Origin of the sequence: Streptomyces sp. NPDC048473, assembly GCF_043200155.1 — a bacterium.
In the GTDB taxonomy this organism is placed as follows: Bacteria; Actinomycetota; Actinomycetes; order Streptomycetales; family Streptomycetaceae; genus Streptomyces.
Genome location: NZ_JBICXE010000005.1, coordinates 204,989 through 220,355, shown reverse-complemented (window position 1 = coordinate 220,355; position 15,367 = coordinate 204,989). Strand labels below are relative to the sequence as shown.

General features: G+C 69.8%; 13 protein-coding genes and 1 tRNA gene. 13 read left to right on the top strand and 1 reads right to left on the bottom strand.

The genetic code is table 11. The features are described from left to right. Window positions 1-539: 539 nt before the first annotated feature. Window positions 540-611 (bottom strand) — tRNA-Arg (locus ACGFU7_RS11480). A 239-nt stretch (window positions 612-850) separates the two neighbouring features. On the opposite strand from ACGFU7_RS11480, the gene ACGFU7_RS11475 reads away from it, so the two are divergent. The 13 genes from ACGFU7_RS11475 to ACGFU7_RS11415 all read left to right on the top strand — a co-directional run bounded on the left by ACGFU7_RS11475 (window position 851) and on the right by ACGFU7_RS11415 (window position 15,325). Next, window positions 851-1,264, top strand: a complete 414-nt coding sequence (locus ACGFU7_RS11475; protein ID WP_393694569.1) for a response regulator — start codon at window positions 851-853, stop codon at window positions 1,262-1,264. 55 nt (window positions 1,265-1,319) lie between these two features. Continuing rightward, window positions 1,320-2,318, top strand: coding sequence for an ArgS-related anticodon-binding protein NrtL (gene nrtL, locus ACGFU7_RS11470; protein ID WP_393694567.1), 999 nt, complete (start codon window positions 1,320-1,322; stop codon window positions 2,316-2,318). A 21-nt stretch (window positions 2,319-2,339) separates the two neighbouring features. Then, window positions 2,340-3,731 (top strand): diaminopimelate decarboxylase, encoded by a 1,392-nt coding sequence (gene lysA, locus ACGFU7_RS11465; protein ID WP_393694565.1) that lies wholly within the window; start codon window positions 2,340-2,342, stop codon window positions 3,729-3,731. Between the two features lie 98 nt (window positions 3,732-3,829). Next, window positions 3,830-5,128: a homoserine dehydrogenase gene (locus ACGFU7_RS11460; RefSeq protein ID WP_393694909.1), complete on the top strand. Its 1,299-nt coding sequence runs from the start codon at window positions 3,830-3,832 to the stop codon at window positions 5,126-5,128. A 6-nt stretch (window positions 5,129-5,134) separates the two neighbouring features. Then, a complete protein-coding gene (thrC, locus tag ACGFU7_RS11455) occupies window positions 5,135-6,205 on the top strand; it encodes a threonine synthase (RefSeq protein WP_393694563.1) in 1,071 nt (356 codons plus the stop codon). A gap of 449 nt (window positions 6,206-6,654) precedes the next feature. Beyond that, the gene (gene thrB / locus ACGFU7_RS11450; protein WP_393694561.1) at window positions 6,655-7,572 is read left to right on the top strand and encodes a homoserine kinase; all 918 of its coding nucleotides are present in this window, start codon (window positions 6,655-6,657) and stop codon (window positions 7,570-7,572) included. Window positions 7,573-7,955: 383 nt separating this feature from the next. Beyond that, window positions 7,956-9,998, top strand: a complete 2,043-nt coding sequence (rho, locus tag ACGFU7_RS11445; RefSeq protein ID WP_393694559.1) for a transcription termination factor Rho — start codon at window positions 7,956-7,958, stop codon at window positions 9,996-9,998. A gap of 386 nt (window positions 9,999-10,384) precedes the next feature. After that, the gene (locus ACGFU7_RS11440) at window positions 10,385-11,488 is read left to right on the top strand and encodes an LCP family protein (protein WP_393694557.1); all 1,104 of its coding nucleotides are present in this window, start codon (window positions 10,385-10,387) and stop codon (window positions 11,486-11,488) included. Between the two features lie 142 nt (window positions 11,489-11,630). After that, window positions 11,631-11,855 carry a 50S ribosomal protein L31 gene (gene rpmE / locus ACGFU7_RS11435; RefSeq protein ID WP_037689259.1) on the top strand — a complete coding sequence of 75 codons (225 nt, stop codon included), beginning with the start codon at window positions 11,631-11,633 and terminating at the stop codon, window positions 11,853-11,855. Window positions 11,856-12,010: 155 nt separating this feature from the next. Next, the gene (prfA, locus tag ACGFU7_RS11430; protein ID WP_393694556.1) at window positions 12,011-13,087 is read left to right on the top strand and encodes a peptide chain release factor 1; all 1,077 of its coding nucleotides are present in this window, start codon (window positions 12,011-12,013) and stop codon (window positions 13,085-13,087) included. A gap of 42 nt (window positions 13,088-13,129) precedes the next feature. Beyond that, a complete protein-coding gene (prmC, locus tag ACGFU7_RS11425; protein ID WP_393694554.1) occupies window positions 13,130-13,975 on the top strand; it encodes a peptide chain release factor N(5)-glutamine methyltransferase in 846 nt (281 codons plus the stop codon). A gap of 64 nt (window positions 13,976-14,039) precedes the next feature. Then, entirely contained in the window at window positions 14,040-14,687 is a 648-nt protein-coding gene (locus ACGFU7_RS11420) for an L-threonylcarbamoyladenylate synthase (RefSeq protein ID WP_393694552.1), read from the top strand. After that, entirely contained in the window at window positions 14,684-15,325 is a 642-nt protein-coding gene (locus tag ACGFU7_RS11415) for a protein-tyrosine-phosphatase (protein WP_393694550.1), read from the top strand. Before ACGFU7_RS11420 ends, ACGFU7_RS11415 begins: the two co-directional genes overlap by 4 nt. Window positions 15,326-15,367 lie beyond the last annotated feature (42 nt).

Sequence of the window (15,367 nt, the reverse complement as noted above, 5' to 3'; positions counted from 1 at the left end):
TTGCCTGGTCGGTCTTGGCAGAGGTCGGCCTCTTCGCTGGTGAGTGCGCTGAGGCGCTCCGGGGAGGGCGACGCCTCCGTGACCCATCGGTCTCGGTGGATGTGAGCCAGCCCCGTCCGTCAGCAACTGGCAGAGGGCCGACATGTGGCCACGCCATGTCGTGGCGAGAGCCGGGTCAGCTGCTGCTTGCACGCCTGCGGCCCCGGCCCCGACCGTTGCCGGCTGCACGAGGCGATCAGGCGTGGTGGGCGCCACGCCGACGCGGTCAGGAATCGATGTCCAGCGCGCTATGGACCGGGGCTCGCCGGAGGCGGCGTCACGGCCGGTTCGATGGTCGACCGGACATGGATCCGAGTGGTGCCGGGCCTGAACTCGTGCGCGAACAGGTCGATGCAACGCCGGAGGTACTTGCCTTCAGGGGACCGAATGCGTCGACTGTCCTCGGGGGTGCTTGCAGTGGTCGCCAGTCGCTCCAAAGCAAAGACCCCGCAGTCAGCGAACTCGCTGATCACGGGGTCTTTTAGGCACTTCCTGCGAAGTGCCCCCGGCAGGATTCGAACCTGCGCACACGGCTCCGGAGGCCGATGCTCTATCCCCTGAGCTACGGGGGCGTTTCGCTGCGTTACGCGGCGACGGGGGAAACACTACCAGCTTCCGTGGGGTGTCCGTGAACAGGTATTTCCGCGTTGCCGGAGGCGGCGAAACGGGCCGCATCAAGGGGCCGGCGAGGCGGTCCTGAGTGCATTCGGCCACCCGCTGCGCCACTCGTCCGGGGTCGGAAATGGGCAAAACCCGGACGCAGCCCCTACGTCCCGCCTACTCTCGAAGTGTGTCAGGGGCGTGTGGCCGCGTGCTTGTTGTCGACGACAACAAGGTCATCCGGCAGTTGATCAGGGTCAATCTTGAGCTTGAGGGCTTCGAGGTCGTGACCGCGGCCGACGGTGTCGAGTGTCTGGATCTGGTGCATCGGGTCTGCCCCGATGTGATCACGCTCGATGTGGTCATGCCCCGGCTGGACGGTCTGCAGACCGCCACCAGATTGCGCTCCGATCCGCGGACCAGACATCTGCCCGTGGCGATCATCAGCGCCTGCACGCCTTACGAGGTGGACAGTGGGGTCGCCGCAGGGGTCGATGCGTTCCTGGCGAAGCCCTTCGAGCCGAGCGAGCTGGTGCGGCTCGTACGGCAGTTGATGGACAGGGAGGACCCGCCGTCGCTCGACGGCAGACACGGCGCAGGGAGGGCGGAGAGCGCCGCCGGGTGACCGCATGGCGAAACCGGGTCGCGGGGCGCCCCCCTTCCTCCCCTACGCTTGTCCTGTGACCCCCGCCGATCTCTCCAGGACCGTGCTGCACGCCGTGCGCCGCGCGGTCGACGAGGACGCCTTGCGCGCGCCCGTGCCCGCGCGCGTGCGGGTCGAACGGACACGGCCCGGCGGGCGTGGGGACTACGCCTGTGCCGTCGCCCTCCAGCTGGCCGGGCCCGCCGCGCTGCCGGCCAGGGAAGTGGCGGAGATTCTTCGGGAGCGCGTGCAGGAGGCGCCGGGGATCGGTGGTGTCGAGGTCACCGGGCCCGGGTTCTTGAACTTCACCCTGCTGGACGGTGCGCGCGGCCTTGACGCGCTCGTTCGGGCCGTCGACGCGCGCGGTACGGAGTACGGGCGCGGGGACGCCCTCGCCGGCGTATCCGCCTCGTTCGTACCCGTCGACGAGCTGCGCGCCCGTGTCGTCACCGAGACCGTCGAGCGGCTGCTCCGGGCCCAGGGGGCGGAAGTCGGGGCGCGGGCGGCCGATGGGGAGGCGCTGCATGTGGTGCCCGTGGCCGCCGCGGACCGTGATCTCTTCGCGCGGCTCGGGAGTGACGCCGCGCGCTGGGCGCTGCTGCGGGCCGCCCCGCACGACCGGGCCCGGTGCACGGGGAGCGACGAGCTTCTCGTGCAGCGGGAGAGCAATCCGTTGTTCCGGGTGCGGTATGCGTACGCCCGGACCCGGGCCTTGAGCCGGAACGCTCAGCAGCTCGGGTTCCGTGGCGCGTACGAGGAGAGCGTGGACGCGCCCGTGCTCGGTGCGCTCCTCGCCGACCATCCCGGTGTGCTTGCCGCCGCAGCCCGCCACCGTGAGCCCGACCGGCTCGCCCGGCAGCTGGAAACGGTCGCGCAGGCCTTCTTCGACTTCCATGACAGCGCCGCCCCGCTCCCCGTCGGTGACGAGAAACCCTCGGCCGCCCACCGTTCCCGGCTCGCGCTTGCCGAAGCCGCCGGGACGGTGCTGGCAGGCGGCCTGTCCCTGCTCGGCATCAGCGCACCCGAAGTCCTCTGAGAGACCCGAGAGAGCAACACGATGAGCCGATCCGCACACCCCGCCGGGCCCCGTCACGCCGATGTCATGACGGAGGGGCACTACACGGCCCCGCCCGCCGACCTCAATGTCCTGGACGAGAAGGTCTGGGCCCGTACCGTCGCCCGCACCGAGGACGGTGCGGTCACCGTCGGCGGTATCGAAGTGACGCGGCTGGCCGAGGAGTTCGGCACCCCCGCCTACTTCCTCGACGAGAGTGACTTCCGGGCCCGCTGCCGGGCCTGGGCCGACGCCTTCGGGCGGGACGCCGATGTGTTCTACGCCGGGAAGGCGTTCCTGTCGCGAGCCGTCGTGCGCTGGCTCAAGGAGGAGGGGCTCAACCTCGACGTCTGCTCCGGGGGAGAGCTGACCACCGCACTCGACGCCGGGATGCCCGCCGAGCGCATCGCCTTCCACGGCAACAACAAGACCGTCGCGGAGATCGAGCGGGCGGTCACCGTCGGCGTCGGGCGGATCGTGCTCGACTCCTTCCAGGAGATCGCCCGGGTCGCGCACATCGCGCAGGGGCTCGGCAAGCGGCAGCGCGTACAGATCCGGGTGACCGTCGGCGTCGAGGCCCACACCCACGAGTTCATCGCCACCGCGCACGAGGACCAGAAGTTCGGGATCGCGCTGGCCGGGGGACAGGCCGCCGAGGCGGTACGCCGGGTGCTCACCCTTGACGGGCTCGAACTCATCGGCATCCACTCGCACATCGGCTCGCAGATCTTCGACATGGCCGGCTTCGAGGTCTCCGCCCGGCGCGTGGTGCAGCTGCTCGCCGAGGTGCGTGACGAGCACGGCATCGAGCTGCCCGAGATCGACCTCGGCGGCGGTCTCGGCATCGCCTACACCTCCGAGGACGACCCGCGCGAGCCGCACGAGATCGCCAAGGCGCTCGGCGACATCGTGACCCGCGAGTGCGAGGCGGCCGGGCTCGCCACCCCGCGGATCTCCGTCGAGCCGGGGCGCGCCATTGTCGGCCCGACCGCGTTCACGCTGTACGAGGTCGGCACCATCAAGCCCCTGGAGGGGCTGCGTACGTACGTCAGCGTCGACGGCGGCATGTCGGACAACATCCGCACCGCGCTGTACGACGCCGAGTACAGCGTCGCGCTCGTCTCGCGGACCTCCGATGCCGAGCCGATGCTCGTGCGTGTCGTCGGCAAGCACTGCGAGAGCGGCGACATCGTGGTCAAGGACGCGTTCCTGCCGTCCGACCTGGCACCCGGTGATCTGATCGCCGTGCCTGCCACCGGTGCGTACTGCCGCTCCATGGCGAGCAACTACAACCATGCCCTGCGCCCGCCCGTCGTCGCCGTGTGCGACGGGGAGGCGCGAGTCATCGTCAGGCGCGAGACGGAGGAAGATCTCCTGCGTCTCGATGTCGGCTGATGAAATAGATGTCTCAGGATCCGGACGGGTGGCAGAAACTCCCGTCCGGTGAGTGAGACTGGTCCACACATCAGATGTAAAGGAAACGAGGTCGGATGATGCGTACGCGTCCGCTGAAGGTGGCGCTGCTGGGCTGTGGAGTGGTCGGCTCAGAGGTGGCGCGCATCATGACGACGCACGCCGACGACCTCGCCGCGCGCATCGGCGCGCCGGTCGAGCTCGCCGGTGTCGCCGTGCGCCGGCCCTCCAAGGTGCGGGAGGGTGTCGACCCCGCACTGATCACCACCGATGCGACAGCCCTGGTCAAACGGGGCGACATCGACGTCGTCATCGAGGTCATCGGGGGCATCGAGCCCGCCCGTGCCCTCATCACCACCGCCTTCGAGCACGGCGCGAGCGTCGTCTCCGCCAACAAGGCGCTGCTGGCCGAGGACGGCGCAGCTCTGCACGCCGCCGCAGAAAAGCACGGCCGGGACCTCTATTACGAGGCCGCCGTGGCCGGCGCCATCCCGCTCGTACGGCCGCTGCGCGAGTCCCTCGCCGGTGACAAGGTCAACCGGGTCCTCGGCATCGTGAACGGCACCACCAACTTCATCCTCGACCGGATGGACACGAGCGGAGCCGGATACTCCGAGGCGCTCGACGAGGCCACTGCGCTCGGATACGCCGAGGCCGACCCGACCGCCGACGTCGAGGGCTTCGACGCCGCCGCCAAGGCCGCGATCCTCGCCGGTATCGCCTTCCACACCCGGGTCAGGATCGGTGATGTGCACCGCGAGGGCATCACCGAGGTCACCGCCGCCGACATCGCCTCCGCCCGCCGCATGGGCTGCACCGTCAAGCTCCTCGCCATCTGCGAGCGTGCCGCCGACGGGCAGTCCGTCACCGCCCGAGTGCACCCCGCGATGATTCCGCTGAGCCACCCGCTGGCCTCCGTCCGCGAGGCGTACAACGCGGTCTTCGTCGAGGCCGAGGCGGCCGGACAGCTCATGTTCTACGGCCCCGGCGCCGGTGGCTCGCCGACCGCCTCCGCGGTCCTCGGCGACCTCGTCGCGGTCTGCCGCAACAAACTCAGCGAGGCCACCGGCCCCGGCGAGTCCGCGTACACGCGCCTGCCGGTCAGCCCCATGGGCGAGGTCGTCACGCGGTACCACATCAGCCTCGACGTGGCCGACAAGCCTGGCGTACTCGCCCAGGTCGCAACGGTCTTCGCCGAACAGGGCGTATCGATCGATACCGTCCGCCAGCAAGGCCGACCAGACGGAGGCGGCGAGGCCTCTCTCGTCGTCGTCACCCACCGCGCGCCCGACGCCGCCCTCTCGGCGACCGTCGAAGCGCTGCGCAAGCTCGACACCGTGCGCGGTGTCGCCAGCATCATGCGTGTTGAAGGGGAGTAAGGACCCATGACCAGCAAGGGCACCCACCAGTGGCGCGGCATCATCGAGGAGTACCGGGACCGCCTTCCGGTCACGAGCACGACGCCGGTCGTCACGCTTCGTGAGGGCGGTACACCGCTCGTCCCCGCTCAGGTCCTCTCCGAGCGCACGGGCTGCGAGGTGCACCTCAAGGTCGAGGGCGCCAATCCCACCGGGTCCTTCAAGGACCGCGGTATGACGATGGCGATCACCCGGGCCAAGGAAGAGGGTGCACAGGCTGTCATCTGTGCCTCCACCGGCAATACCTCCGCCTCCGCCGCCGCGTACGCGGTACGGGCCGGCATGGTCTGCGCCGTCCTCGTGCCGCAGGGCAAGATCGCGCTCGGCAAGATGGGCCAGGCGCTCGTGCACGGCGCCAAGATCCTCCAGGTCGACGGCAATTTCGACGACTGCCTGACGCTGGCCCGCTCGCTCTCGGACAACTATCCGGTGGCACTGGTCAATTCGGTCAACCCGGTCCGTATCGAGGGCCAGAAGACCGCCGCGTTCGAGATCGTCGACGCGCTCGGCGACGCCCCGGACATCCATGTCCTCCCGGTCGGCAACGCGGGCAACATCACCGCGTACTGGAAGGGTTACAAGGAGTACGCGGGCGACAGCATGTCCACGCACACCCCACGCATGTGGGGCTTCCAGGCCTCCGGCTCCGCGCCCATCGTGCGCGGCGAGATCGTCAAGGACCCGTCGACCATCGCCACCGCGATCCGGATCGGCAACCCGGCCTCCTGGCAGTACGCGCTGGACGCCCGGGACGAATCGGGCGGTTTCATCGACGAGGTGACGGACCGCCAGATCCTGTCCGCCTACCGACTGTTGGCCGCCCAGGAGGGTGTCTTCGTCGAGCCCGCGTCGGCCGCGTCCGTCGCCGGTCTGCTGAAGGCCGCCGAAGAGGGCAAGGTCGACCCGGGCCAGAAGATCGTCTGCACGGTCACCGGCAACGGGCTCAAGGACCCCGACTGGGCCGTCGCGGGCGCTCCGCAGCCGGTCACGGTCCCGGTCGACGCGGCCACCGCCGCCGAGAAGCTGGGCCTCGCGTAAGGGCTGGATCCGGTCGGCGCCGACGCTGCTTGCCTGCCGGCAACGACCGGGCTCGGCTGTCGGCGCCAATCCGGCTCAGCTGTCGGCAGCGGCCCGGCTCGCCTGCCGTCCGGGAGCCCGGTTCACCGTCGGTGTGAGCCCAGGGCTCACGATCGGCAGGAGCCCCGTTCACCTGTCGGTAGGAACCCGGCTCAACCGCCCCTTTTCCGGGCGGAGAGCGCATAGGAGGCGGGCGACACGCATCGTGCGCCTCCTGTGCGCCCTATGTCGCCACAGAACCTTCCTTCGATAAGCTGTACCCAACCCGCCCCGCCGCATCTGCCGCGGTGCATGGGCCGTTGTGGCCGTCGGGTTCCCCGGAATTCCACTCCCCGCCGCCACGACCTCCCGCCAGTATCGAGAAAACGCTTCACCACCCCCGCTGTCTCACAAGGAGAGTCGTCTAAGCGATGGCCGGTCCCGCCTTCCGAGCCGCCGCCGTCCGGGTGCGCGTCCCTGCGACCAGCGCCAACCTGGGCCCGGGTTTCGACGCCTTCGGCCTGTCGCTGGGGCTGTACGACGACGTCGTCGTCCGCGTGGCCGACTCCGGGCTGCACATCGACATCGCGGGTGAGGGCGCGGACACGCTGCCCCGCGACGAGAGCCACCTCCTCGTACGCTCCCTGCGCACGGCCTTCGACCTGCTCGGCGGTCAGCCCCGCGGCCTGGAGATCGTCTGCGCCAACCGCATCCCGCACGGGCGCGGCCTCGGCTCCTCCTCCGCCGCCATCTGCGCCGGCATCGTCGCCGCCCGCGCCGTGACGACCGGCGGTGATGCCCGGCTCGACGACGCCGCGCTGCTGGAGCTCGCCACCGAGATCGAGGGCCACCCCGACAATGTCGCGGCCTGCCTGCTCGGCGGGTTCACCCTTGCCTGGATGGACGGCGGATCGGCCCGTGCAATCAGGATGGATCCCTCAGATTCCATCGTTCCGGTGGTTTTCGTCCCCGGCAAGCCGGTCCTGACCGAGACCGCCCGCGGACTGCTGCCGCGCACGGTCCCGCATGTCGACGCCGCCTTCAACGCCGGTCGTTCCGCGCTCCTCGTCGAGGCCCTGACCAGACGCCCCGAGCTGCTGCTCACCGCCACCGAGGACCGGCTGCACCAGGAGTACCGCGCCCCGGCGATGCCACAGAGCGTGGAGCTCGTGAACCGACTGCGCGCCGACGGCGTCCCCGCAGTCATCTCCGGTGCCGGGCCGACGGTCCTCGCACTGGCCGAGGACGGTGCGGCCGACAAGGTCGCACGGCTGGCGGGCGAGGGATGGGCAGCCAATCGGCTCACTCTCGACGCCCCGGGTGCGAGCGTGCTGCCGCTCGCCCCGTAGCGAGAAGTGATTGCCGGTGAGTGAGAGGGGGAATGTTTGTTGGAGCCGGTAGTGTTAACCTCAAGTCTGCAACCGACGTCTATGTGGCGCGTTGCTTCGTGTCCCTTTCCGGGACCACCATTTCTTCCGGGAGCCTCCCCAACTGCCTGAGCAGCCTGCCTGAGCAGTTTCGTGCACGCTCCGGAACCGGCACGACACCCCTCGCTTGTCCAGGAGTGGGCCGAGCAGGGGGATGCTCGCGCCGGAACCTTGCACACCTCCATCTCTCCGCCGTACCCGGCGGACCACCGCCCCGGCACGGTCCGCAAGAAAAGACCGCAGTCGGGCAGCACAACCGGTCGCCGAGCCAGAAGGCCGACGTCCGCTCCAGGGAAGGACCCTTCGTGAGCGACACCACCGATCTGATGGGCGTGACTGCCGACAAGAGCGTCGACAGCGTTGCGCCCGCCGAAGGTGCTGCCACTGGCACCACCGCACGGCGCCGCCGCTCCGGCACCGGCCTTGACGGCATGGTCCTGGCCGAGCTGCAGCAGGTCGCGTCCGGCCTCGGCATCAAGGGCACTGCGCGGATGCGCAAGGGCCAGCTGATCGAGGTCATCAAGGAGGCGCAGGCCGGTAGCTCCGCTGCGCCCAAGGCCGCCGCGCCCGCCGCGGATGCCGAGACCAAGCCGAAGCGCCGTGCCACCTCCAAGGCGCGCACCGGGGACGAGTCCGCGGCCGCCGCGCCCGCCGAGAAGGCCGCCGCGCAGCAGCAGATCGACATCCCCGGCCAGCCGGCCAGCGACGACCAGCCCACGGGCGAGCGTCGTCGGCGCCGTGCGACCGCTCAGGCGGGCAGCCCGGAGAGCAAGGCGGAGAGCAAGCCGGCCGCCGAGGCCAAGGCGCAGACGCAGACCGAGCCGCAGAGCGACGACCGCACCGAGGCCAAGGCCGAAGCCGCCGCCGACACGGCCGAGGGCCGCCGGGGCGACCGTCAGGACCGCGGTCAGCGCGGCGACCGTGGCGACCGTCAGGAGCGCGGCGAGCGCGGGGAGCGCCGCGACCGTCAGCGCGACCGCCGCGGCAAGGGCGACGAGCAGGGCGGCGGCCAGGGCGGCGGCCAGGGCCAGCAGGGCGGCCAGCGCCAGCAGCGCCAGGGCCAGGGCCAGCCGAGCAGCGGCCCGCAGGACGACGGTTACGACGACGAGGGCGGCCGTCGCGGCCGTCGCGGCCGCTACCGCGACCGCCGTGGCCGTCGTGGCCGCGAGGACTTCGCGAGCGACGCACCGCCGGTCTCCGACGACGACGTGCTGATCCCCGTCGCGGGCATCCTGGACATCCTCGACAACTACGCGTTCATCCGGACCTCCGGCTACCTGCCGGGCCCGAACGACGTGTACGTCTCGCTCGCCCAGGTCCGCAAGAACGGCCTGCGCAAGGGTGACCATGTCACCGGTGCGGTGCGCCAGCCCAAGGACGGCGAGCGTCGCGAGAAGTTCAACGCGCTGGTCCGCCTCGACTCGGTCAACGGCATGGCGCCCGAAACCGGCCGCGGCCGCCCGGAATTCCAGAAGCTGACCCCGCTCTACCCGCAGGACCGGCTCCGCCTGGAGACCGACTCCAACGTCCTGACGACGCGGATCATCGACCTGGTCGCACCGATCGGCAAGGGCCAGCGAGGCCTGATCGTGGCCCCGCCGAAGACCGGCAAGACCATGATCCTGCAGGCGATCGCCAACGCGATCACGGTCAACAGCCCCGAGTGCCACCTGATGGTCGTCCTGGTCGACGAGCGTCCGGAAGAGGTCACCGACATGCAGCGGTCGGTGAAGGGCGAGGTCATCTCCTCGACCTTCGACCGTCCCGCCGAGGACCACACCACCGTCGCCGAGCTGGCCATCGAGCGCGCCAAGCGTCTCGTCGAGCTGGGTCACGACGTGGTCGTCCTGCTGGACTCCATCACCCGCCTCGGCCGTGCGTACAACCTCGCGGCCCCGGCATCGGGCCGCATCCTGTCCGGTGGTGTCGACTCGACCGCGCTGTACCCGCCGAAGCGCTTCTTCGGTGCCGCGCGCAACATCGAGGACGGCGGTTCGCTGACCATCCTGGCCACCGCGCTCGTCGAGACCGGCTCGCGCATGGACGAGGTGATCTTCGAGGAGTTCAAGGGCACCGGCAACATGGAGCTCAAGCTCGACCGGAAGCTCTCGGACAAGCGCATCTTCCCGGCGGTGGACGTCGACGCGTCCAGCACCCGTAAGGAAGAAATCCTGCTCGGCAGTGACGAGTTGGCCATTACCTGGAAGCTGCGCCGGGTGCTGCACGCGCTCGACCAGCAGCAGGCGATCGAGCTCCTCCTGGACCGGATGAAGAAGACCCAGTCCAACGCGGAGTTCCTGCTCCAGATCCAGAAGACGACGCCGGCTCCGGGCAACGGCAACGACTGACGTCGTACCCGGACCGGCTGAATCACAGGGCCGCCCTCGTCACTTCGGTGACGGGGGCGGCCCTGCGTCGTAGGGCCCGCGAATGTGACGCAGTCGATTCGACCCTTTCGGCCGATCCGAGACCTTCGCCACATGAACGTCGCGACAACGGAGGCCGCCACGATGGCTGCAGCAGGCAAGAAACCGCAGGTGAGCGCGGGGTCACCAGCTGTTCATCAGAGCCGCTCGTCCTTTTTGTCCTCACGGGGACGTGACAGGTCGCTGTGCAACCCTTCTTCGTGCCGCGACGTCGTACGAAGTGACAACAAGTCGCCAAAGCCGACAAATCAGTGCCCGAACGCCGCTGCAGGGGGTAGCCGGGAGAAGCTGACGACCGAAGGAGAAGGATGACCGAGCAGAGCGGGAGCGGCGGCCGAATACGGCCCACCGGCACACGCCGGAAGAGGCCTTCCCGTCGCCGCAGGGCGACGGTGATCGCCGCCTGGACCCTGGCAGGTGCCGTGGTCGTCGGCGGCGGCGGCCTCGGATACGCCTACTTCAAACTCAACGGCAATCTCAAGGCCGTCGACATCAACGCGGCGCTCGGCAAGAACCGCCCCGACAACGTCGACAACGGCTCCGAGGACATCCTCGTGCTCGGCTCGGACTCCCGCTCCGGCGCGAACTCCGAGTACGGCGCCGACGAGGGCGCGGCCCGTTCCGACACCGCGATGGTCGTGCACCTCAACAAGGGCCACAAGACGGCCTCCGTCGTCTCCATCCCGCGCGACACCCTCATCACCCGCCCCGACTGCACCAGCGACACCACGGGGCAGCCCGTCGCGGGCCAGCGGCGAGCGATGTTCAACACGGCGTACGAGGTCGGCGGCCCGGCCTGTGCGGTCAAGACCGTCGAGTCCATGTCCGGCATCCGCATGGACCACTACCTCGAAGTCGACTTCACCGGCTTCAAGAAGCTCATCGACGAGCTGGGCGGCGTGAAGATCACCACCACCAAGGCGATCAACGACTCCAAGAGCCATCTGAACCTCGAACCCGGCACCCACACGCTCGACGGCGAACAGTCGCTGGGCCTCGTCCGCACCCGCAAGAGCGTCGGCGACGGCAGCGACCTCGGCCGCATCCAGCTCCAGCAGGCGTTCATCAAGGCGCTGATGGAACAGGCCAGGAGCGTCGGAGTGTTCTCGAACCCGAAGACTCTCTTCGACCTCGCGGACACGGCGACCAAGGCCATCACCACCGACTCCGACCTGGGTTCGGTCAAGCAGCTCACCGGCTTCGCGAACGGCCTCAAGGGGCTCGGCTCCAAGAACGTCCACATGGTCACCCTGCCCGTGCAGTACGACCCGGCCGACCCGAACCGCGTCGTACCGCTGGAGGAGTCCGCCCAGCAGGTGTGGACGGCGCTCAAGCACGACAAGGCCATCCCCGCCTCCGCCACCGAGAAGTCGGCGGGCGACAAGGGCGTCGCGGGCAGTGTCGTGCAGTGACCGGGCGAGCCGGGAATAGTTGCGGCCCGCCCCCGGTTTTGGGAGATACGGCCGGTCCTGGCAGACTGGTACGTCGGCCCCGGTTCACGGACGCGCAATCCGCGCGTACGACCCGGCGCCCTCCCGAACCTAGGAGAAACCCTTGAAGCGCGACATCCACCCCGAGTACGTCGAGACGCAGGTCAGCTGCACCTGTGGCGCGTCGTTCACGACCCGGAGCACCATCGGCGGCGGCAACATCCGCGCCGACGTCTGCTCCGAGTGCCACCCGTTCTACACGGGCAAGCAGAAGATCCTCGACACCGGTGGCCGCGTGGCCCGCTTCGAGGCCCGCTTCGGCAAGGCTGCCGGCTCCGCCAGCAAGTAGCGAGCCACTGCGCCGGTTCTCGGCGCCCTCTTCCCGGGGGCGCCGAGACCGGCGTTTTTTTCCGGTCCGGGGTACGGGCCGTCCCCGTACCCGGGCCCGGACAGCATCAAGCCGTCCAGCAGGCACGTTTGAGTGAAGAAACCAGGAGCCCGAAGATGTTCGAGGCGGTCGAGGAACTGATCGGCGAACAGGCCGATCTCGAGAAGAAGCTCGCGGATCCCGCGGTCCACGCCGACCAGGCCAACGCGCGCAAGCTCAACAAGCGCTATGCCGAGCTGTCCCCGATCGTCGGTACGTACCGCTCCTGGAAGCAGACCGGGGACGACATCGAGACGGCACGCGAGTTCGCCGCCGACGACCCCGACTTCGCCGCCGAGGTCAAGGTCCTGGAGAAGCAGCGCGAAGGGCTCACCGAGAAGCTCCGCCTCCTCCTGGTCCCGCGCGACCCCAGCGACGACAAGGACGTGCTCCTGGAGATCAAGGCGGGCGCGGGCGGCGACGAGTCCGCCCTGTTCGCCGGCGATCTGCTGCGGATGTATCTGCGCTACGCCGAGCGCGTCGGCTGGAAGACCGAGATCATCGACTCCACCGAGTCCGAGCTCGGCGGCTACAAGGACGTCCAGGTCGCCGTGAAGACCAAGGGCGGCAACGGCGCCACCGAGCCCGGCCAGGGCGTGTGGGCCCGGTTGAAGTACGAGGGCGGGGTGCACCGCGTGCAGCGGGTGCCGTCCACCGAGTCCCAGGGCCGTATCCACACCTCCGCCGCCGGTGTGCTCGTCACGCCCGAGGCCGAGGAGGTCGACGTCGAGATCCACGCCAACGATCTCCGTATCGACGTCTACCGCTCCTCGGGCCCCGGCGGCCAGTCCGTCAACACCACGGATTCGGCGGTCCGCATCACCCACCTGCCGACCGGTGTCGTCGCCTCCTGCCAGAACGAGAAGAGCCAGCTCCAGAACAAGGAGCAGGCCATGCGTATCCTGCGTTCGCGACTGCTCGCGGCCGCCCAGGAAGCCGCCGAGCAGGAAGCTTCGGACGTACGACGCAGCCAGGTGCGTACGGTCGACCGTTCCGAGAAGATCCGTACGTACAACTTCCCGGAAAACCGGATCTCGGACCACCGCGTCGGATTCAAGGCGTACAACTTGGACCAGGTGCTCGACGGCGACCTGGATTCCGTGATCCAGGCGTGTGTCGACGCCGACTCCGCAGCCAAGCTCGCCGCCGCATAAGACCGAGCCCGCCCCGCCCGTGACCCCGTACGGAGAACCGCGATGAACCTGCTGCTCGCCGAGGTGGCCCAGGCCACCCAGCGGCTGGCCGACGCCGGTGTGCCTTCACCGCGATTCGACGCGGAGGAGCTCGCCGCGTTTGTGCACGGCGTCAAGCGGGGCGAGCTGCACAACGTGCCGGACGCGGACTTCGACGCCCGCTACTGGGAGGCCATCGCCCGCCGCGAGGCCCGCGAACCGCTGCAGCACATCACCGGACGCGCCTTCTTCCGCTACCTGGAGCTCCAGGTCGGACCCGGCGTCTTCGTCCCCCGCCCGGAGACCGAATCGGTCGTCGGCTGGGCGATAGACGCCGTCCGCGCGATGGATGTCGTCGAGCCGCTCATCATCGACCTCTGCAGCGGATCGGGCGCCATCGCCCTGGCCATGGCCCAGGAGGTGCCGCGCTCACGCGTGCACGCCGTGGAGCTCTCCGACGACGCCCTGAAGTGGACCAGGAAGAACGCCGAGGGGTCCAGGGTCACCGTCCACCAGGGAGACGCGCTCACGGCTCTTCCCGAGCTCGACGGCCAGGTCGACCTGGTCATCTCCAACCCGCCGTACATCCCGCTCACCGAATGGGAGTACGTGGCACCCGAGGCCCGTGACCACGACCCGGAGATGGCCCTCTTCTCCGGCGAGGACGGCCTCGACACCATCCGCGGCATCGAACGCACCGCACACCGCCTGCTGCGCCCCGGCGGCCTCGTCGTCATCGAGCACGCCGACACCCAGGGCGGCCAGGTGCCGTGGATCTTCACCGAGGAACGCGGCTGGGCCGATGCGGCCGACCACCCCGACCTGAACAACCGGCCGCGGTTCGCCACGGCCCGCAAGGCCATGCCGTGACCGGCGGCCACCGCCCGCACGACCTGTACCCGCCATACCCGTACATGCTTGAGGAGGCCGGCTGATGGCACGGCGATACGACTGCAACGACGCGACCGACCGTACGACGGGTCTGCGTGAGGCCGCGTCGGCCGTCCGCCGCGGCGAACTGGTCGTGCTGCCCACCGACACCGTGTACGGGATCGGTGCGGACGCCTTCAGTTCCGAGGGCGTCGCCGACCTGCTGGACGCCAAGGGCCGCGGCCGCAACATGCCGACGCCCGTCCTGATCGGCTCCCCGAACACCCTGCACGGACTGGTCACCGACTTCTCCGAGCAGGCCTGGGAGCTCGTCGACGCCTTCTGGCCCGGCGCCCTCACGCTCGTTGCCAAGCACCAGCCGTCGCTGCAGTGGGACCTCGGGGACACCCACGGCACCGTCGCCATCCGGATGCCGCTGCACCCGGTCGCCATCGAGCTGCTCACCGAGGTCGGCCCGATGGCCGTCTCCAGCGCCAACCTCACGGGACACCCGGCCCCCGAGGACTGCGATGCCGCCCAGGAGATGCTCGGCGACTCCGTCTCCGTCTACCTCGACGGCGGCGCGACGCCCGGCATCGTGCCGTCGTCGATCGTCGACGTGACCGGCAAGGTCCCCGTACTGCTGCGCACCGGTGCGCTCAGTGCCGAGGAACTCCGCAAGGTGGTACCCGACCTCGAGGTGGCCAATTGACCGCCCCTGAGGGGCGTGGCATAGCGGGGCGGACCGATACTTTCCGCATCCTCCACGTCAGCACCGGCAACGTCTGCCGCTCGCCGATCACCGAGCGGCTGACCCGCCATGCCCTGGTGGACCGCCTCGGCGATCCGCGTCAGGGCGGCCTGATCGTGGAGAGCGCCGGCACCTGGGGCCACGAAGGCGCTCCCATGGAGGCCAACGCCGAGATCGTCCTCGCCGACTTCGGCGCCGACGCCACCGGCTTCGTCGGCCGCGAACTACTCGACGAGCACGTGATCCGCGCCGATCTCGTCCTCACCGCCACCCGCGACCACCGCGCCCAGGTGATCTCGATGGGTCACTCGGCCGGCCTGAGGACGTTCACGCTCAAGGAATTCACCCGACTGGTCCGGGCCATAGACCCCGCGACGCTGCCGGACGCGCGCGACGAGGGTGTGGTCGAGCGCGCCCGCGCACTGGTCCGCGCCGCGGCCGCGCTGCGCGGCTGGCTGCTGGCCCCCACCGCCGAGGCCGACGAGGTGTACGACCCGTACGGCGCCCCGATCACGTTCTTCCGCTCCATCGGCGACGAGATCAACCAGGCCCTCGACCCGGTCGTCACCGCGCTGACCGGCGTACCCGCCCCGCACTGACGCTCGCGCCTGCGCCACTCTGACGGCCGTACGCATCAGCCC

What these genes read in the sequence shown, in the direction of transcription:
- prfA (WP_393694556.1), top strand. Translation starts at nt 12,011, where the DNA reads ATGTTCGAGGCGGTCGAGGAACTGATCGGCGAACAGGCCGATCTCGAG.
- ACGFU7_RS11440 (WP_393694557.1), top strand. Translation starts at nt 10,385, where the DNA reads ATGACCGAGCAGAGCGGGAGCGGCGGCCGAATACGGCCCACCGGCACA.
- prmC (WP_393694554.1), top strand. Translation starts at nt 13,130, where the DNA reads ATGAACCTGCTGCTCGCCGAGGTGGCCCAGGCCACCCAGCGGCTGGCC.
- ACGFU7_RS11420 (WP_393694552.1), top strand. Translation starts at nt 14,040, where the DNA reads ATGGCACGGCGATACGACTGCAACGACGCGACCGACCGTACGACGGGT.
- thrB (WP_393694561.1), top strand. Translation starts at nt 6,655, where the DNA reads ATGGCCGGTCCCGCCTTCCGAGCCGCCGCCGTCCGGGTGCGCGTCCCT.
- ACGFU7_RS11460 (WP_393694909.1), top strand. Translation starts at nt 3,830, where the DNA reads ATGCGTACGCGTCCGCTGAAGGTGGCGCTGCTGGGCTGTGGAGTGGTC.
- lysA (WP_393694565.1), top strand. Translation starts at nt 2,340, where the DNA reads ATGAGCCGATCCGCACACCCCGCCGGGCCCCGTCACGCCGATGTCATG.
- thrC (WP_393694563.1), top strand. Translation starts at nt 5,135, where the DNA reads ATGACCAGCAAGGGCACCCACCAGTGGCGCGGCATCATCGAGGAGTAC.